This window comes from Streptomyces sp. NPDC059455 (genome assembly GCF_042750115.1).
Classification (GTDB): Bacteria; Actinomycetota; Actinomycetes; order Streptomycetales; family Streptomycetaceae; genus Streptomyces; species Streptomyces endocoffeicus.
In genome coordinates, this window is sequence record NZ_JBHYVB010000157.1 from 1 (window position 1) to 16,047 (window position 16,047).

Annotated in this window: 17 protein-coding genes; 7 read left to right on the forward strand and 10 right to left on the reverse strand. The window is 71.7% G+C overall.

Going from position 1 to position 16,047, the window contains the following annotated elements; all coding sequences use genetic code 11:
• Nucleotides 1–138 precede the first annotated feature (138 nt).
• The 3 genes from ACFXB5_RS38815 to ACFXB5_RS38825 form a co-directional block, all read right to left on the reverse strand.
• Nucleotides 139–1,329, reverse strand: a complete 1,191-nt coding sequence (locus ACFXB5_RS38815; RefSeq protein ID WP_385217423.1) for an Ig-like domain-containing protein — start codon at nt 1,327–1,329, stop codon at nt 139–141.
• A 328-nt stretch (nt 1,330–1,657) separates the two neighbouring features.
• Nucleotides 1,658–2,548 (reverse strand): GNAT family N-acetyltransferase, encoded by an 891-nt coding sequence (locus tag ACFXB5_RS38820; RefSeq protein ID WP_385217426.1) that lies wholly within the window; start codon nt 2,546–2,548, stop codon nt 1,658–1,660.
• 6 nt (nt 2,549–2,554) lie between these two features.
• On the reverse strand, nt 2,555–3,193 hold the full coding sequence (locus tag ACFXB5_RS38825) for a LysE family translocator (protein WP_385217429.1): 639 nt from the start codon (nt 3,191–3,193) through the stop codon (nt 2,555–2,557).
• Between the two features lie 321 nt (nt 3,194–3,514).
• Here ACFXB5_RS38825 and ACFXB5_RS38830 point away from each other — a divergent pair, with 321 nt between their 5' ends.
• Nucleotides 3,515–5,449, forward strand: coding sequence for an ABC transporter ATP-binding protein (locus ACFXB5_RS38830; protein WP_385217432.1), 1,935 nt, complete (start codon nt 3,515–3,517; stop codon nt 5,447–5,449).
• Nucleotides 5,450–5,488: 39 nt separating this feature from the next.
• Here the strand turns inward: ACFXB5_RS38830 and ACFXB5_RS38835 are convergent, their stop codons facing one another.
• Together ACFXB5_RS38835 and ACFXB5_RS38840 are read right to left on the reverse strand one after the other, a co-directional pair.
• A complete protein-coding gene (locus ACFXB5_RS38835; RefSeq protein ID WP_385217435.1) occupies nt 5,489–5,998 on the reverse strand; it encodes an inorganic diphosphatase in 510 nt (169 codons plus the stop codon).
• Nucleotides 5,999–6,081: 83 nt separating this feature from the next.
• Nucleotides 6,082–6,783, reverse strand: coding sequence for a TetR/AcrR family transcriptional regulator (locus ACFXB5_RS38840; protein ID WP_385217437.1), 702 nt, complete (start codon nt 6,781–6,783; stop codon nt 6,082–6,084).
• A 120-nt stretch (nt 6,784–6,903) separates the two neighbouring features.
• On the opposite strand from ACFXB5_RS38840, the gene ACFXB5_RS38845 reads away from it, so the two are divergent.
• Genes ACFXB5_RS38845 through ACFXB5_RS38855 form a run of 3 tightly spaced genes read left to right on the forward strand, consistent with a single transcriptional unit; the run spans nt 6,904 to nt 10,162 of the window.
• Complete coding sequence (locus ACFXB5_RS38845; RefSeq protein WP_385217440.1) at nt 6,904–7,959, forward strand: medium chain dehydrogenase/reductase family protein; 1,056 nt, start codon at nt 6,904–6,906, stop codon at nt 7,957–7,959.
• Complete coding sequence (locus ACFXB5_RS38850) at nt 7,956–9,485, forward strand: carotenoid oxygenase family protein (RefSeq protein WP_385217443.1); 1,530 nt, start codon at nt 7,956–7,958, stop codon at nt 9,483–9,485. Before ACFXB5_RS38845 ends, ACFXB5_RS38850 begins: the two co-directional genes overlap by 4 nt.
• Nucleotides 9,486–9,529: 44 nt before the next feature.
• Complete coding sequence (locus ACFXB5_RS38855; RefSeq protein ID WP_385217446.1) at nt 9,530–10,162, forward strand: GntR family transcriptional regulator; 633 nt, start codon at nt 9,530–9,532, stop codon at nt 10,160–10,162.
• A 91-nt stretch (nt 10,163–10,253) separates the two neighbouring features.
• Here ACFXB5_RS38855 and ACFXB5_RS38860 read toward each other — a convergent pair whose 3' ends face one another.
• The 3 genes from ACFXB5_RS38860 to ACFXB5_RS38870 all read right to left on the reverse strand — a co-directional run bounded on the left by ACFXB5_RS38860 (nt 10,254) and on the right by ACFXB5_RS38870 (nt 13,006).
• Nucleotides 10,254–10,565: a cupin domain-containing protein gene (locus tag ACFXB5_RS38860; RefSeq protein WP_385217449.1), complete on the reverse strand. Its 312-nt coding sequence runs from the start codon at nt 10,563–10,565 to the stop codon at nt 10,254–10,256.
• Nucleotides 10,566–10,646: 81 nt separating this feature from the next.
• A complete protein-coding gene (locus ACFXB5_RS38865; protein WP_385217451.1) occupies nt 10,647–11,456 on the reverse strand; it encodes a carbon-nitrogen hydrolase family protein in 810 nt (269 codons plus the stop codon).
• Nucleotides 11,457–11,650: 194 nt separating this feature from the next.
• Nucleotides 11,651–13,006: an MFS transporter gene (locus ACFXB5_RS38870; RefSeq protein WP_385217454.1), complete on the reverse strand. Its 1,356-nt coding sequence runs from the start codon at nt 13,004–13,006 to the stop codon at nt 11,651–11,653.
• Nucleotides 13,007–13,268: 262 nt separating this feature from the next.
• Here ACFXB5_RS38870 and ACFXB5_RS38875 point away from each other — a divergent pair, with 262 nt between their 5' ends.
• Nucleotides 13,269–13,994: a DUF2848 domain-containing protein gene (locus tag ACFXB5_RS38875; RefSeq protein WP_385217456.1), complete on the forward strand. Its 726-nt coding sequence runs from the start codon at nt 13,269–13,271 to the stop codon at nt 13,992–13,994.
• Nucleotides 13,995–14,102: 108 nt separating this feature from the next.
• On the opposite strand, the gene ACFXB5_RS38880 is transcribed toward ACFXB5_RS38875, so the two are convergent.
• Both ACFXB5_RS38880 and ACFXB5_RS38885 read right to left on the reverse strand, forming a co-directional pair.
• Nucleotides 14,103–14,546 (reverse strand): SPW repeat protein, encoded by a 444-nt coding sequence (locus ACFXB5_RS38880; protein ID WP_385217459.1) that lies wholly within the window; start codon nt 14,544–14,546, stop codon nt 14,103–14,105.
• A gap of 151 nt (nt 14,547–14,697) precedes the next feature.
• Nucleotides 14,698–15,069, reverse strand: a complete 372-nt coding sequence (locus ACFXB5_RS38885; protein WP_191069558.1) for a 5-carboxymethyl-2-hydroxymuconate Delta-isomerase — start codon at nt 15,067–15,069, stop codon at nt 14,698–14,700.
• Nucleotides 15,070–15,218: 149 nt separating this feature from the next.
• Between ACFXB5_RS38885 and ACFXB5_RS38890 the strand changes: the two genes are divergently transcribed.
• Together ACFXB5_RS38890 and ACFXB5_RS38895 are read left to right on the forward strand one after the other, a co-directional pair.
• Entirely contained in the window at nt 15,219–15,350 is a 132-nt protein-coding gene (locus tag ACFXB5_RS38890; RefSeq protein ID WP_256649896.1) for a hypothetical protein, read from the forward strand.
• 72 nt (nt 15,351–15,422) lie between these two features.
• Nucleotides 15,423–15,998 (forward strand): winged helix-turn-helix domain-containing protein, encoded by a 576-nt coding sequence (locus ACFXB5_RS38895; RefSeq protein WP_385217464.1) that lies wholly within the window; start codon nt 15,423–15,425, stop codon nt 15,996–15,998.
• Nucleotides 15,999–16,047 lie beyond the last annotated feature (49 nt).

Below are 16,047 nucleotides of genomic sequence, written 5' to 3' on the forward strand. Positions count from 1 at the left end.
GCGTGGCAGGGGCTTCGCCCCTGGCCCCCGGGTCTGGGGCGGAGCCCCGCACGCGGCGGAGCCGCATACCGTCAGGTGCCGGGAAGGGGCGGGGAGGGGAGCAGCCCGCCGCAGGCGCCAAGATCCGCCGGACACTCCCTAGGCGCCGGTGACGGTCTGTGTGTACTCGGAGACGCCCGAGGCGCCGAAATTGGCGTCGCCCGAGTAGACCGCGCTGACGTCCCAGTCGCCTGCCGGCAGACCCACGGTGGCGAAGGCGAATCCGAAGGCGTCCACGGGCACCTCGGCCTCGACGATGGTGGCACCACGGGTAATGGTGAAGGTGACCGTGCCCGTCGGGGTGGCGTCGCCGGGCGGGATGGCTTCCACGAAGGCGACGAAGTCGATCTCCGAGCCCGCCAGGGCCGGGTTGGGGTTGGAGCTGATCGAGGTCCTCGACACCGCCAGGTTCACCAGCTGCGTCAGCGTCGCCGACGACGACGCGGCGAAGTTCGCGTCACCGCTGTAGCTGGCCGTCACGGTGTGCGAACCCGTGCCCAGGCCGCTGGTGGTGAACGTCGCCATGCCGCCCGACAGCGGCTGGGTGAACGAACCGCCCCCACTGCCGCTGATCACGAAGGTGACCGTGCCGGTCGGGATCCCGGTGGCGGGCGCGTTCGGCGTGACCGTGGCGGTGAACGTCACCGGCTGCCCGAACACGGACGGGTTCACCGAGGACATCAGCGTCGTGGTTGTGGCCGCGGGCCCAGGGTTCACGGTGTGGGTGTCGGTGCCGCTGGACGGCAGGAAGTTGGTGTCGCCGTTGTAGATGGCGACCACGGTGTGGGTGCCGACGCCGAGGGTGCTGAGGGTGAGCGTGGCCATGCCGCCCGACAGCGGCTGGGTGAACGTACCGCCGCCGCTGCCGCTGATGGCGAAGGTGACCGTACCGGTCGGGACGCCCGCACCGGGCGCGATCGGGGTGACCGTGGCGGTGAACGTCACCGACTGCCCCAGCGTCGAGGGATCCGGCGCCGACGTCACCGATGTCGTCGTCGACGCCTGGATCACGACGACGGCCGTGGTGCCGGTGGACGAGGTGAAGTTGGCGTCACCGTTGTAGGTGGCGGTGACGATGTGGGTGCCGACGCTCAGACCGCTCGCGGTGACCGAGGCGGTCCCGCCGGACAGCGTCCCGTTCAGGGTGGGACCGCCGCTGACCACGAAGGTGACGGTGCCCGTGGGCGTTCCGGCGCCGACCGGTATCACGGTGGCGGTGAGCGTGACCGACTGCCCGGACACGGCGGGGTTCGGTGTCGCCGTGACGAGCGTGATCGTGGGTGAAGCCATGATGGCCCTCCAAGTGGGGTGGAATGGTGGGCCGTTGCTCGCCAGGCGAGGCCGTGACCGCGACGCGTGGCGGCGCGTCAGGGGTTGGGGGGTGCGCGCTTACGGCGTTCGACGCGGGATGCGCGACTCGCCGTCCCCCGGCAGATGTGAAACCCACCGGTCTGTAGCACCAGTAGGCGCGCGACACGCCACCAAAACCATAGATACGCCTCCGAATTACCCCATACGGCGCAGCGCCCACCCCCTCCCCCAGCGCACCTCCCACCCCATGCGCGGCGCGCGTGCCCCATCCCCGACTGCCCGCGCACGCGGGGCGCATGGCGTGGCGTCAGAGGAAGTGGCCGCTGGCCAGGTAGGGCGCCGGAGGCGGCATGGCGCGGAGGGCCAGATAGCCCTCCTGGCCGATGTCGAGGCGGGCGGCCAGGCCGACGTCGACCGCCCATTCGTTGGCCGGGGTGATGCAGTTGACGAGGGTGTCGCGGCCAGAGGTGGCCAGGGCCTCCCAGAGCAGGTCCTGGGCGGTGGCCGGCTGGGCGGCGGCGAGGAGGGCGGCGCGGCCCTGGTCGTCGATGTAGACATAGCCCGGTCTGCCGTAGGCGCGGGAGACGACGAGCCGCAGGGTGCCCCGCATATAGGCGTGGTCGGGGCCGTGACCGGCGCCGCGCAGGCGCCGGTCGAGGTGGTTCATCCAGTCGATGTCGTCGTCCCGTCCCTCGCGGACGCCGGTGATGGCGGGGAGGGTGGCGCGGTCGACGGTGCCGACCATGCGCATCTGGGGGTGGAGCGAGAACCCGGCGAGGCGGTAGCGCCGGGTCGCCCCGGGGTGGACGGTGGAGGAGAACATGCCCTGGCGGCCGTCGGCATGGGCCAGGGCCGCGTCCATGAGGCGCCGGCCGATGCCCTTGGCCTGGTGGCCGGGGAGCACACCGTAGGTGGCGAGGAACCAGAACGGGCCACGGTTCTGGGAGATGGCGAAGCCGATGACACCGTCGTCGCCTTCGGATTCGTCCACGGCGACCCAGCAGCCGCCGGGGTCCTCGGCGAGGAAGTGGCGCAACCGGTCGATCCACTGCCGGGAGGCGGCGGCCGGGCGGGGCCGGGGCTCGGGCTCGCCGACCCTCCTGCTGCGGCGGTCGGCCTCGAGGAAGGTGGTGGCCGAGGCGCGTTCGGCGGAGGGGAGGTCGTCGGAGCGCAGCGGCCTGACCCGGACGGAGTCCATGCGGGGCTAGTCCGCGCGGCCGGTCGCGGCGACGGTGACACCGAGGCCGATCATGGAGAGTCCGCCGACGCCGCCGACCATGGCGAGGCGCCGCGGGGAGCGGGCGAACCAGCTGCGGGCGGTGGCCGCGGCCAGACCCCAGACGCTGTCGGAGATCACCGCGATGGCGCTGAAGACCAGCCCGAGCAGCAGCATCTGCGGCACGACATGTCCCTGCTCGCGGTCGACGAACTGGGGCAGTACGGCGGCGAAGAACACGATCGTCTTGGGGTTGGCCACACCGACCGCGAACCCCTCCCACAGCGTGCGCAGGCCTCCGTGGGCGGGGCTGTCGCCGGTGAAGGCGGCCCGCAGCGAGCGGCGCTGCCGCACCGCCTTGACCCCCAGGTACACCAGATACGCGGCGCCCACCAGCTTCAGCGCGGTGAAGACGAGGACCGAGCGCTCCACCACCGATCCGACGCCCAGCGCCACGGCCACGACCAGCGCATACGCCCCGAGCGTATTGCCGATGACCGTGGTCAGCGCGGCGCGGCGGCCCTGGGCCAGTGCCCGGCCGACGACGAAGAGCACGCTCGGACCGGGGATCACGATCAGCAGGAAGGACATGGCCGCGAAGGCGAGCAGTCGGTCGATGGACACCATGAAGCGCATCGAAGCACGCGAACGGCGCGCGACTCCAGCGCTTTTCCCGGTCGCGTGACGCACGAACGCGCTCCACGATCGGTGGACCTCGCGTAAACCCTGGGCGCCCGGGTCCCGGTCTGCGGCAGTCTGAGGCATACCGAATGGAAAACACACTCTCAGGGGGGATTTGTGACGTCTCGAACCACAGAGCAGGCGGAACAGCCACCGGAACCACCGTCGAAACCTTCGAAACAACCATCGAACCGGCCTTCTGAATCACCATCGGAACCGTCGGCCGAGCGGCCGGGCGAGGAGTTACGGTTCCGGCCGCCCACACTGATGGCCTTGGAGAGGCATCCCATCACCACCCGGGCCATGGCCCGCCGCCTGCCCCAACTGGTGCGCCGCTCCCTGGCGTTGGCCTGGAAGGTGGACCGTAAGGCGGTGGTGGCGCTGCTGGTGTGCCAGGCGCTGTCGGGGTTCCTCGAGGCGTTCGGGCTACTGGCCACCACCGGCACGATCACGGCGCTCATCTCGTCCGGCCACATCACCGACCGGCTCCGGGACGCACTGCCCTCGATCACGGTGCTGGCGGGGGCGGCCGGACTGCGGGCGCTGCTGGGGATCGCGGTCAACAACATCTCCAGCCGGCTCTCCCCGCGGATCTCCCGCGAGGCCGAGACCCAGATGCTGGACGCGGCGATCAACGCCGAGCTGGCGGCGTACGACAACCCCGGGTTCAACGACAAGTGGGACGCGGCGGACCGGGGCGCCGAGGTGGCACGGGATCTGATCACCGAGTCGCAGCAGCTCATGGCGTGTCTCTCATCGCTCATCGCGGCGGCGGGCGTGGTCACCGTGCTGCATCCGGCGCTACTGCCGCTGTTGCTGCTGGCCGCGCTGCCGCAGGGGATCGCGGGGATGAAGGCGGCCCGGGTGCAGTACGAGACCAGTCGTGCGATCAGCGCGGACCGGCGCACGCTCGGACTGCTGCGCTGGTACATGGTGGACAAGGACATCGCCGATCAGCTCCGTTCCGGCACCATGGCGGAGTTTCTGCTGAGGCGGTACCGGGCCATCGGGGCGCGGGTGGACGCGGCCACCGACAAGGCGGTGCACCGGGGGGCGCGGTACGCGGTGCTGGGGGCGCTGGCCGGAGGGCTGGCGTCCGGGCTGGTCTGGGCGTCGCTGGCGCTGCTGCTGGGCGCGGGGCAGATGTCGGTGGCGTCGGCGGGTACGGCGGTGTTCGCGCTGCGGACGGTCGGCGCCTCGCTGCAGGGGATGGTCGGCTATGGGACGCGGCTGTTCCGTACGGGGCTGTATCTGGACGACTGGGCGGAGTTCATCGAGGAGGCGGGCGGGCACCGGATGCGGCGCGGCGCCCTGGTCCCGGCGGCGCCGCGGATCATCAGGGCCGAGGGGCTGACGTACGCCTATCCGGAGTCCGACGCCCCGGCCCTGGACGAGGTCACGCTCGAGGTGCGGCGGGGCGAGGTGCTCGCACTGGTCGGGGAGAACGGCTCGGGCAAGACCACCCTGAGCAAGCTGCTGACCGGGCTCTATCTGCCTACCAAGGGCATGGTGACCTGGGACGGCGTGGGCGTGGCGGAGCTGGATCCGCAGGCGATGTGGCGGCATACGGCGGTCGTGCCGCAGGACTACGCGCACTGGCCGCTGTCCGCCCGCGACAACATCACCCTGGGCCAGCCGCACGGCGGGGACGAGCGGGTCCGGGAGGCGGCGGTCCACTCCGGGGCGCATGAGGTGGTGGACGGGCTGCGCAGCGGGCTGGACACCCTGCTCGCCCGGCAGTGGTGGGGCGGGGTGGAGCTGTCCGGCGGGCAGTGGCAGCGCATCGCGTTGGCCCGCGCGTTCCACCGGCCCGCGGGGCTGCTGGTGATGGACGAACCCACCAGCGCGCTGGACGCCCGCGCCGAGCACCGGATCTTCGCGGGGCTGCGGCGGATCGCGGAGGACCGCGCCGTGGTCCTGGTGACCCACCGGCTGGCGAACGTGGCCGTGGCGGACCGGATCGTGGTGCTGGAGCGAGGGCGGGTGATCCAGCAGGGCACATTCGCGGAACTGACGGGGTCCCCCGGGCTGTTCCGGGAGCTGTGGGAGCTGCAGAACGACCGCGGGACGCCGGAGAACGACCGCGGGGTGGCGCAGAACGATGGCGAGGTGCCGGAGAACGATGGCGAGGTGCCGCAGAACGACCGCGGCGTACCGCAGAACGACCGCGGGGTGCCGGCGCCGCGCGAGGCGGCGCCCTGAGCGTCGGCTCCGCTCAGGGGCCCGCGCCACCGGTCCCGCTCAGGGGCTCTGGAACCGGCCGGTTGCGGCCGCGCGGGCGCGGGAGGCGGCTATCTCGGCGTAGGCCCGGTCGCGGCCCTCCCAGTGGGAGCCCTCGACGGACTTGCCGGGTTCGAGGTCCTTGTAGACCTCGAAGAAGTGGGTGATCTCCTTCCGGTCGAATTCGGGGACGTCATCGATGTCCTGCACGCCGACATAGCGCGGGTCATGGGCCGGGACGCAGAGGATCTTCTCGTCCGGGCCCTGCTCGTCGCGCATGCAGTACATGCCGATGGCACGGCAGAGGATCACACAGCCGGGGAAGGTCGGCTCCGCGACGGTGATGAGGGCGTCCAGCGGATCGCCGTCCCGGCCGAGGGTGTGGTCGACATAGCCGTAGTCGGCCGGGTACTTCGTCGAGGTGAACAGCATCCGGTCCAGCCGGATCCGGCCGGTCTCATGGTCCATCTCGTACTTGTTGCGGGACCCCTCCGGGATCTCCACGACCACATCGAACTCACCCTGCTCCATCGCGGCCTCCGCTCCCCGTCGCGTTCCGGTGTCCTTCCAGTGTGCGCCGGGCCCGCCGGGCGGGCAGCTCCGGCCGGGGCGCCTCAGCCGCCCCGCACCAGGGCGTCGATCTCGGCCTCGAAGAGGACCGAGGGATCGAAGCCCATGCCCGTGAACTGGCCTTGCACATCAAGGCTGATCACGCCGTGGAGCCGGGTCCAGGTGCGCAGCGCGCGGCCCTTCAGCTCACCGCCGGGCTCCTCCCCGGGCACCCAGGAGCGCACGCCCTCGAGATGGCGCGCCAACTCGGCCTCGAGCTCGGTGAGGGGCTGCTGCCCCGGGCCGGCGGTGGCGCCGTGCGCGGTGGCGCCATCGGCGTCGCCGACGGCGGAGCAGGCGTCGACGATGGTCCGCATCATCCCGGCAGCGATCTCGGCGGTCTCCGGCGGCGCGTGGTAACCGGGCACCGGGGTGCCGTAGATGAGCAGATAGCGGTCGGGCTGGCGCTTCGCCCAGTCACGCAGGGCGCGGGCCATGGCGCGGAAGCGGTCGGTGGGGGCGGCGTCGGCGACGGCCTGGGCGAGGGTTTCGGCCAGATCGCGGTAGGTGTCGGTGATCAGCTCGGTCAGCAGCTCGTCCCGGCTCGCGAAATAGCGGTAGAGCGCGGGGCCGGTCATCCCCATCGCCTTCGCGATGGCGTTCACCGAGATGCCCGCCGTGCCCGACTCGGCCAGCTGGGCCAGGGCCACGGCCTTGGCCTCCTCCCGGGTCTGCTTGCGGTAGCGCTCTCGCCGTGCTGTCGCCATGGACGCGCCTCCCGTGCGGGTCTTCGAATTCGGACTTGACACCTCGAGAGTAACAGGTTCATTGTTTGGTTAGAAGTTCTTACAACGGCGAGAACTCCTCACAATGAAACGAGGTCAGCCATGATCACCGAAGTGGTTCTGCCGGGCCAGGTGGAGCCCGAGGGGCTCGAGCTCCGCACCCGCCCGCTGCCCGAGCCCGGTCCCGGGCAGGCGCTGGTGGCCGTCGAGGCGTCGGGGGTCTCCTTCGCGGAGCAGCAGATGCGCCGCGGGAAGTACTACGACCAGCCACCGTTCCCCTTCGTGCCCGGCTATGACCTGGTGGGCAGGGTGGTCTCGACCGGCCCCGGGGCGGATCCGGCCCTGCGCGGGCGCCGGTTCGCGGCGCTCACGAAGATCGGTGGCTGGGCCAGCCACGCCCTCGTCGACGCGGGCGACCTGGTGGAGGTCCCCGAGGGGGTGGACGCGGCGGAGGCCGAGACCGTGGTGGTCAACGGGATCACGGCCTGGCAGATGCTCCACCGCGTGGCCAAGGTGCGCCCCGGGATGACCGTGCTGGTCCACGGGGCCAATGGCGGGGTGGGCACCACCCTGGTCCAGCTCGCCCGCCACTCGGGCATCAAGGTCATCGGCACCGCCTCGCCCCGCCATCACGACGCGGTGCACGCCCTCGGCGCCACCCCGCTCGACTACCGCGATCCGGATCTGCCCGCCCGGGTGCGGGCGTTGGCGCCGGGCGGGGTCGACGCGGTCTTCGACCACATCGGCGGCGAGGGCATCGTGGACTCCTTCCGGCTGCTCGCCCGCGGCGGCACGCTGGTCTCCTACGGCACGGCGGCCACCCGGGACGTCCCCGGCTCGTCCCGGACCCCGGTGCTCAAGCTGTTCGCCCGGCTGGCCCTGTGGAACCTGCTGCCGAACGGACGGCGGGCGCACTTCTACAACCTCTGGGCCGGGCGGCGGCGCCTGGCCGCCTTCCAGGGGCGGGTCCGCGCCGACCTGGGGCAGGTGCTGGAGCTGATGGCGAAGGGCGAGTTCACCGCACTGGTGGCGGCGAGGATTCCGCTTTCCGCCGCCGCGAAGGCGATGCGGCTGGCCGAGTCCGGCACCGTCGCCGGAAAGGTGATCCTGGTCGCGGACGAGGACGCCCGCCGGAGCGGCGAGGAGGGCGCGCGATGAGCGGCCGGTTCCTCGGCACATCCGCCGATCCCACCGGCCCCGCCGAGCCCGACGAGCCCGCCCGGCCGCCCTATCTCAGCGGCCACTACGCCCCGGTGGGGCTGGAGTCCACCGTCTGGGGCCTCACCGTGCACGGCTCCCTCCCTCCCGAGCTGACCGGCCGCTATCTGCGCAACGGCCACAATCCCCCGCCAGGGGTGGTGCCCTCGCACTGGTTCAAGGGCAGCGGCATGGTGCACGGGCTGCGGCTGTGCGAGGGAAGAGCGGAGTGGTACCGCAATCGCTGGGTGCGCACACCAGCCCTCCACGACGCCAAGGCGGCGGCAGCGGACGGCACGGGGACGGCCGCGGGCGGCACGGGCCCGGCCGCGGGTGACGGGGGCGCGGCCACGGGTGACGGGGGTGCGGACGGCGCGGAGGATCTCGCCGCCAGCGTCGCCGGCACCCATGTGATCGAGCACGCGGGCCGCATCCTGGCCCTCCAGGAGGCCAACCTCCCCTATGAGCTGACGCCCGAGCTGGCCACGGTCGGCGCCTATGACTTCGGCGGAAAGCTGAACCGGGCCATGACGGCACATCCCAAGGAGGATCCGGTCACCGGGGAGCTGCACTTCTTCTCGTACTCCCCGTTACCGCCCCACCTCGTCTACTGCGTGGCGTCCCGCGACGGCCATATCGTCCGCGAGGAGACCATCGAGGGCGCGGGGCCCTCGCTGATGCACGACTTCGGGCTGACCGAGCGCTATGTGGTCTGGCTGGATCTGCCGGTCGTCTTCGACCCCGCCGAGCAGTCCGGGATCCCCTACCGCTGGTCCGACGGCTACCGGCCGCGCATCGGGATCATGCCGCGCACCGGGCCGCCCCGAGTCACCTGGTGCGAGGTGGAGCCCGGCGCCCTGCTGCACATCGCCAACGCCTATGAGGATCCGGCGGGCCGCGTCGTCATCGAGGGGCCGCGCTATGACCGCACCGCCTGGGAGACCTCCTGGAAGTGGTGGACCGGCGCCCCGGGCCACGCCGCCGTCCCGCTGGTCGGCTCCCTGCACCACCGCTGGATCCTGGACCCCGGGTCGGGCAGCGCGCGGGAGGAGCCGCTGGACGACCTGGTCACCGAGTTCCCCACGATCAACGACAGCGTGCTGGGGCGGCCCAGCCGCTATGCCTACGCGGTCGCCTTCCCCGGGAGCGGACTGGAGGAGTACGCACTGGTCAAGTACGACGCGGCCACCGGCGCCCGGCAGATAGCGCCGACCGGGCCGGGCCGGATGCCCGGGGAGGCGGTGTTCGTGCCCGCGGCCGGGGGCGGTGACGGCGAGGCGTACGGAGGCCGTGGCGGGAGCGAGGACGACGGCTATCTGCTGACCGTCGTCAGCGACCTCCACCGTGACGCCTCCGAGCTGATCGTCCTGGACGCCCAGGACATCACGGCCGCCCCCGTGGCCACCGTGGAGCTGCCCCACCGCGTCCCCGCGGGCATCCACGGCTCCTGGATACCCGACCTCCCCGACGCGGCCACCGGTCCGTGATAATTTTCGTATACGAGTTGTATGCGAAGCAGCATGGGGGCCCAGTGCCAGCGCAGTCCGGACGAGAAAAGGCGTACGCGTTCCTCAAGGAGACCGTGCTGACCGATCCCGACATGCAGGGCAGGTTCCTCACCGAGCAGGAGATCGCCGACCGGATCGGCATCTCCCGGACCCCGATCCGTGAGGCCCTGCTCCTGCTGGCGGCCGAGGATCTGGTGCAGCTGGTCCCCAAGCGGGGTGCGCATATCGCCCCGCTCTCCGGCCGGGAGATCACCGAGCTGATGGAGCTGCGCGGAATCGTCGAGCGCCACGCCGCCGAGCGGACCATCGAGGCGGGCACGGTGCCGGTCGAGAAGCTGACGGAGCTGCTGGAGCGGCAGCGCGAGCTGATGGGGCCGGAGCAGGCCAAGGAGTTCATCGCCGTCGACCACCTCTTCCACGCGACCATGATCGCCGCAGTGGGCAATGAGCTCCTCAACCGGCACTACGACGGGCTGCGCAGCCGCCAGATCCGGGCCGGGGTGGTGGCCCTCTACACCCAGACCGGCCGCCAGGAGGAGGTGCTCGGCGAGCACCGGGCGATCCTGGACGCGGTGGCCTCCGGGGACCCGGAGGCGGCCCGCGCGGCGATCAGCGCCCATCTGGGGTCGACGCTGAAGGTGCTGCTCGCCGGGTGAGCCACCGCCCGGGAGTGAGCCACCGTCTCGGAGTGAGTCACCGCCCCGGGCTGAGCCACTCCCCGGGGGTGAGTCACCACCCAGGGGTGAGTCACCGCCCGGTCGCCGCCTCCGGATAGGTGATCACCAGCATGGTGACGCCCTCCTCGGAGACCCAGGGGCCATGCGGCATCCCCGGCGGCCGGCAGGCGTAGAAGCCGCGCGAGAAGGTCTCCCCCAGGGTCAGATCGCGCATGCTGCCCTCGAGGAGATAGACCTCCTCCCAGCCGTCGTGGCGGACCACCCCGGAGGGGGAGGTGTCCGTCCCCGGCTCCCAGCGCACCAGGGCGGTGGTGTGGGTGCCGCTCCCGTCCGCGGCCAGGATCTGTTCGCTGACCCCCGCGGCCGCGCCCGGCGGCCGCAACCCAGGGCGCGACGGGCAGATGGAACTCGTGCTCCGGCTTGGCCCCGCCGGTGCCGTTCATGGCCGTACGCCCGGCCTCGCTCATGACTGTCCGCCCAGCTTGCGGTTGGCCAGGACGGACACCGTGCGGCGCACCGCGGTGACCTCCTCGGTGTCCACCTCCCCCACCAGCAGCCCCGGCCCCGCGTCCAGCCGCTCACGGACGGTGCCGTCGGGGCCGATCAGGGCGCTGTGGCCGATACCGGTGGGGGCGGAGGTGGCGGCGGTCACGCCGGACGCCTCCGGGTCGGCCTGGCCCACGGCCGCCAGCCATACGGTGGCGTCCAGCGCCCGCGCCCGGGTCAGCAGTTCCCACTGCTCGCGCTTACCGGGTCCCGCACCCCAGGAGGCGGGCAGCAGGGAGAGCACCGCGCCCGCGTCGGCGTGGGCCCGGAAGAGCTCCGGGAACCGTACGTCGTAGCAGGTGGCGAGGCCGATCCGGACGCCGTCCAGGTCGAAGGTCACCACCTCGGAGCCCGGGGCCACGGTCTTGGACTCGGTGAATCCGAAGGCGTCATACAGATGGATCTTGTCGTAGGAGGTCTCCACCCCCGGGCCGGTGGCCAGCAGGGTGTTGGTCACCCGGCCGTCGGGCGCCGGGGTGAACATCCCGGCCACGACCACCAGCCCGGCGTCCTTCGCGATCTGCCGGACCTCGGTGGCCCAGGGGCCGTCCAGCGGTTCGGCGATGGGGCCGAGCCGGGTGCCGAAGCAGGCCATGGCCGCCTCCGGGAAGGCGACCAGACGCGCCCCGGCAGCCGCCGCCCGCCGGGTCTCCTCGCGCAGCAGGGCGAGGTTCGACGCCGGGTCCGGGCCCGTGGTGATCTGGCTCAGTGCGATGCGGAGGGGCATGGCGGGTGCTTGCCTCATTTCCTGGTCGGAGGGTCGGGGCGCGGTCCTGGTCGGGAGCGCCGGAGTTCGGCCGGGGTTCGGTCGGGGTTCGTGGTCCCGGCGGGGTACCCGGCCCCATCCCGCCCCTTCCCCGGTACGGCTCGCTTTACAGCTCCGCGCGGCGGCGGGCGGGGTGGGACGGGGCCGGACCGCGGTCAGGACACGGTCGTGGAGGCGGTGGGGCCGACGGGGAGCGGCTCCGGCTCCTCCTCCTCGGCGGTGGACGGGTCCCGGCCCAGCCAGAGGCCCGCCACCGTGACCACGGCGGTGATCGCGATGTAGACGGCCAGCGGCACCCAGGCGTGATAGGCCCCGAGCAGCGTGGTGAAGAGCAGCGGCGCGATCGCGCCGCCGATGAGCCCGGCGAGGGTGTAGGCGAGCGAGGAGCCGGTGTAGCGCAGCCGGGGGGAGAACTGCTCGGCGATGAAGGCCGCCTGCGGCCCGTACATCAGCGAGTGGATCACCAGCGCGCCGACGACCCCGAGGGTGAGCAGCGCCCAACTGCCGTCCGCGACCAGTGGGAAGAACAGGAACGGCCAGACCCCGGCGGCCACGGCGGCGCCCCCGTACAACAGCCGCCGGTTGACCCGGTCCGAGAGCGCCCCGGCCAGCGGGATGAGCACGATCTGCAGCGAGGAGCCGATCAGCACGGCGGTGAGCGCCGAGCCGCGTGACATGTCGAGTTCCTCGGTGGCGTAGGTGAGTACGAAGACGGTGAACATCGCGTACAGCACATCGGGGGCGACCCGGCTGAGGATCGCGGCGGTCAGCGCCCTGGGCTGGGTGGTGAACACCTCGCGCAGCGGCGCCTCCGGGCGGTCCTGCGCGGCCTCCATCGCCTTGAAGACCGGAGTTTCCTCCAGCTTGGCGCGGATCCACAGACCGAACACCACCAGGAGCCCGGAGAGCAGGAACGCCACCCGCCAGCCCCAGCTGAGGAACTGGTCCTCCGTCAGCGTCGCGCCCAGCCCGGCCAGGACGCCGTTGGCCAGCAGATTGCCCGCCGGCGGGCCGACCTGCGCGGCGGAGGCGTAGAAGCCGCGCCGCCGTGGATCGCCGAACTCGCTGGACAGCAGCACCGCGCCGCCCCACTCACCGCCGACGCCGACGCCCTGCGCGAAGCGCAGCAGCACCAGCGCGGCCGGGGCCGCGACGCCGACCGTGGCGTAGGTGGGCAGCAGCCCGATCAGCAGCGTGGCGGCGCCGATGAGCACGAGCGTCGCGATGAGCACCTTCTTGCGGCCGATGACATCGCCGAGCCGGCCGAAGACGAAGCCGCCCAGCGGCCGGGAGATATAGCCGACGGCGTAGGTGGAGAACGCCAGCAGGGTGCCGGTGGTGGGGTCCTTGGAGGGGAAGAAGAGATCGCCGAAGACCAGGGCCGCGGCGGCGGAGTAGACGGCGAAGTCGTACCACTCCAGGGCGGTGCCGGTGAGGCTGGCGACGAAGGCGCGGCGGACCCCGGACCGGTCGGTCCGGGGTGGCGGTGCGCTCGATGCGGTGGGCTGCATATTCCGTCCTCGAGGTGGTGCATGAGGCTTACGGGATGGTACGTGGCGTTTTCTCAGTGATGCGAGGGGTGGGGGTTGCGCGGATCGACCTTCCGGCATACTTCTTGTATACCAAGCGTATGCGCAACCCCTCCGGAGGAAGTTAACCGCTTCGAAACCGCGAACAGCGCGGTCGCCCGCGGCAGCGGGTCACCGCTCGGCAAGCCCGGAAACCGCAGATCACCCCCACAAGCCCCACCGCGCCCTGGAGAGCACAGCACCCATGACAACGAAGCCGTCACAGCCCGCAGCACAGCCCGCCCCGTCCTCGCTCACCTTCGAACTCCCCGACGGCTCCCTGCACCATGTGGAGGTCGTCCAGGTGCTCAACGCGGGCTACGCGGGACGCAGCCAGGACGATGTGGCCGCCCACGTGGCCGAACTCGCCGAGCTGGGCGTGCCCGCGCCCTCCGTGACACCCGCCCTCTACCCCGTCGCCCCCTATCTGGCCCAGCAGACCGGCCGCGTCAGCGTCCAGCACGCCCGCACCTCGGGCGAGGCCGAGTGGGCGCTGGTCGTGGCCGCGGACGGGGAGCTGCTGCTGACCGCGGCCTGCGACCACACCGACCGGGAGCTGGAGGTCCACGGCGTGGCCTGGAGCAAGAACGCGGCCCCCGATGTACTGGCCACCCGCGCCTGGCGGCTGTCCGATGTGGCGCCCCACCTCGACGATCTGACGCTCCGTGGCTGGGTCACTCACGACGGTGAGGAGACCGAGGTGCAGAGCGGCACCCTGGCCGAGCTGCTTCCACCCGCCTACTGGGTCGAGGTGCTGCGCGAACGCGGTGACCTGGTGCCCGGCACCGTGCTGATCTCCGGCACCATCCCGATGGCCGAGGGCGTGGACCAGTTCGCCGAGCGCTGGCGGGTGGAGCTGGGCGATCCGGCCACCGGCCGGACCATCGAATGCTCCTACGCCGTGGTGCCGCTGCCCGAGCCGATCGGCTGAGACCCAGCGCACGGGCAACGCGCGAAGGCCGTCCGCCGCACGGCCCCGAAGGGTATGCGGTGGACGGCCTTCGCCGTTGTCCAGACGGTTCGGTGATTCAGCGTCCGGTCAGGTTGTTTCCCTGCCCTTCCGCATCACCATGCCGGCCGCGATCAGGCCGAACAGGCAGGTGATGGCACCCACGACGACATTGTTCACGATCATCCCGGCATCGGCGCCCCGGGCGACCACCCAGGGAGAAATGATCATCCATACACCGATCGCGGACATGGCCCAGCACAGGCTGTACATCCTCCTCGGCGCCGCGGTGAGGCCGAGCCCCAGCAGGGCGATGGTGATACCGAGGACGAGGTTGTTGACCATGAGGTTGGGGCTGGTGCCCGAGAAGTGCACCACCCAGGGAGAGATGGCGAAGTACAGACCGGCGAGAAGCACCGGCCCGTCGAGGAAGACAACGTCCCGCGCGTCCATCATGCGTGCGTAGCGCTCCCGCATCTCGGACACGTCGGGGTGGCCCGTTATATCGCCTCTCGCACGTGAGACGTCGGCCATTCGACTCGCCTCCTTCGATCCATGCAAGTCTGACCGCACAGTGCGGTAACAACACCGCACCCCCATTGTGCGCCTCGCCTTGGTATATAGGTAGATGCCGGATTCGCCATCGAAGGTGTATTGTGCGCCCCCGGCCGCCGTGAAGCCTCCGTCAGGCGGGATGGACCGCCTCGTGCTTCTCGTAGCAGTCCCGGTCGAGATCGCGTACATCGACGGTGGTCTGCACGGTCAGCCCCGGCACCGGCGACACATGGGCGCGCGCCACCTCCACCACCGCCGCGGACAGCTCCCGCTTGGTCTCCGCGTCGCGCCCGGACAGGATCGACACCTCGATGTGGATCATGGCAAGGTCCTCGGCGCCGTCCGCGAGATGGGCCTCCTCTATCCGCCGGAACCGGGTCTTGCAGCCCGCCACCGCCGTGTCGACGGTCTTGGCGACCACCGGGTGCAGGGCGGCACCGAAGCCGGGGCGGTCGAACGCGTCGGTCAGGGTGTCGGAGTATTCGACGACGATGTGCGGCATGGGCTTGCGCTCCTCAAGGGGTACGCGGCGGCCTGCGGAGCTCTCCGCGCGGGGCCTCTTACCGGGGCATCGTCGCACCTCCTCGCACTCAATGGCCTTCACGCTCAATGGCCGAGCGCCCCGGGCCCGGTATCTGCTTCAATAGGGCCATGGCCAGCCTCCATGACATCGCGACGGGTCGTTACGACCTCGAGCCGTTCTGGCCGTCCCGGCAGGCGCACCACTTCGACCGCGAGTGTTGCCGCGCATCCGATGCGCGGGCCCGCTCGCTCGGCCGCTGACCTCTTCGCCCGGCCGCCCAGCCCGCGCGCACGACGTCCACTGACGCCCTCTCGCGCGAAAGAGCTGACCTCATGACGAACCTCCGTGGCCTGTCGTCCGCCACCGCCTCTCCCTCCGCTTCCGCTGCCCCGTCCCTACCGCCCGGCCGCCAGCGGTTGCGAGCCGTCGCACCGGACGAGGTGCCACCGGTCGCCGATCTGCTGCACCCCGGCGCCACCTGGCTGCCCGCTCCCCCGCACACCCTGCCCACGCTCCCCGGCCATCCGCCGATGGTCGGCTATCTGGTGCTGGTCCCGGCCGACCGGCAGGGACCCGAGGCGGCGGGGCCGCTCCCGGAGGGGGTTCCGGCGGTGACGGGTGACGAACTGATCCGGATCGACCCCGACCAGCGCACCGCCGAGATCGCCGGGCGGCCGCTGGACCTGACGTACCTCGAGTTCGAGCTGCTGAGCCATCTCGTCGCCCATCCGCACCGGGTGCACACCCGCGATCAGCTGGTGACCACGGTGTGGGGGTACGGCCATGTCGGCGACGGCCGGACCGTCGATGTCCATGTGGCCCGGCTGCGCCGCAAGATGGGCCCCGAGCACCGGGGGACGATCGTGACGGTGCGGCGGGTGGGGTACAAGTACGTGCCCGCCATCTGATCCCCTCGTCAACCCGCGAACGCCCGCCGTGGCGGACAGGCCAGGAGCC

What these genes read in the sequence shown, in the direction of transcription:
- ACFXB5_RS38820 (WP_385217426.1), bottom strand. Translation starts at nt 2,548, where the DNA reads ATGGACTCCGTCCGGGTCAGGCCGCTGCGCTCCGACGACCTCCCCTCC.
- ACFXB5_RS38895 (WP_385217464.1), top strand. Translation starts at nt 15,423, where the DNA reads ATGACGAACCTCCGTGGCCTGTCGTCCGCCACCGCCTCTCCCTCCGCT.
- ACFXB5_RS38880 (WP_385217459.1), bottom strand. Translation starts at nt 14,546, where the DNA reads ATGGCCGACGTCTCACGTGCGAGAGGCGATATAACGGGCCACCCCGAC.
- ACFXB5_RS38870 (WP_385217454.1), bottom strand. Translation starts at nt 13,006, where the DNA reads ATGCAGCCCACCGCATCGAGCGCACCGCCACCCCGGACCGACCGGTCC.
- ACFXB5_RS38850 (WP_385217443.1), top strand. Translation starts at nt 7,956, where the DNA reads ATGAGCGGCCGGTTCCTCGGCACATCCGCCGATCCCACCGGCCCCGCC.
- ACFXB5_RS38830 (WP_385217432.1), top strand. Translation starts at nt 3,515, where the DNA reads ATGGCCTTGGAGAGGCATCCCATCACCACCCGGGCCATGGCCCGCCGC.
- ACFXB5_RS38840 (WP_385217437.1), bottom strand. Translation starts at nt 6,783, where the DNA reads ATGGCGACAGCACGGCGAGAGCGCTACCGCAAGCAGACCCGGGAGGAG.
- ACFXB5_RS38815 (WP_385217423.1), bottom strand. Translation starts at nt 1,329, where the DNA reads ATGGCTTCACCCACGATCACGCTCGTCACGGCGACACCGAACCCCGCC.
- ACFXB5_RS38865 (WP_385217451.1), bottom strand. Translation starts at nt 11,456, where the DNA reads ATGCCCCTCCGCATCGCACTGAGCCAGATCACCACGGGCCCGGACCCG.
- ACFXB5_RS38875 (WP_385217456.1), top strand. Translation starts at nt 13,269, where the DNA reads ATGACAACGAAGCCGTCACAGCCCGCAGCACAGCCCGCCCCGTCCTCG.
- ACFXB5_RS38835 (WP_385217435.1), bottom strand. Translation starts at nt 5,998, where the DNA reads ATGGAGCAGGGTGAGTTCGATGTGGTCGTGGAGATCCCGGAGGGGTCC.
- ACFXB5_RS38845 (WP_385217440.1), top strand. Translation starts at nt 6,904, where the DNA reads ATGATCACCGAAGTGGTTCTGCCGGGCCAGGTGGAGCCCGAGGGGCTC.
- ACFXB5_RS38890 (WP_256649896.1), top strand. Translation starts at nt 15,219, where the DNA reads ATGGCCAGCCTCCATGACATCGCGACGGGTCGTTACGACCTCGAGCCG.
- ACFXB5_RS38825 (WP_385217429.1), bottom strand. Translation starts at nt 3,193, where the DNA reads ATGGTGTCCATCGACCGACTGCTCGCCTTCGCGGCCATGTCCTTCCTG.
- ACFXB5_RS38885 (WP_191069558.1), bottom strand. Translation starts at nt 15,069, where the DNA reads ATGCCGCACATCGTCGTCGAATACTCCGACACCCTGACCGACGCGTTC.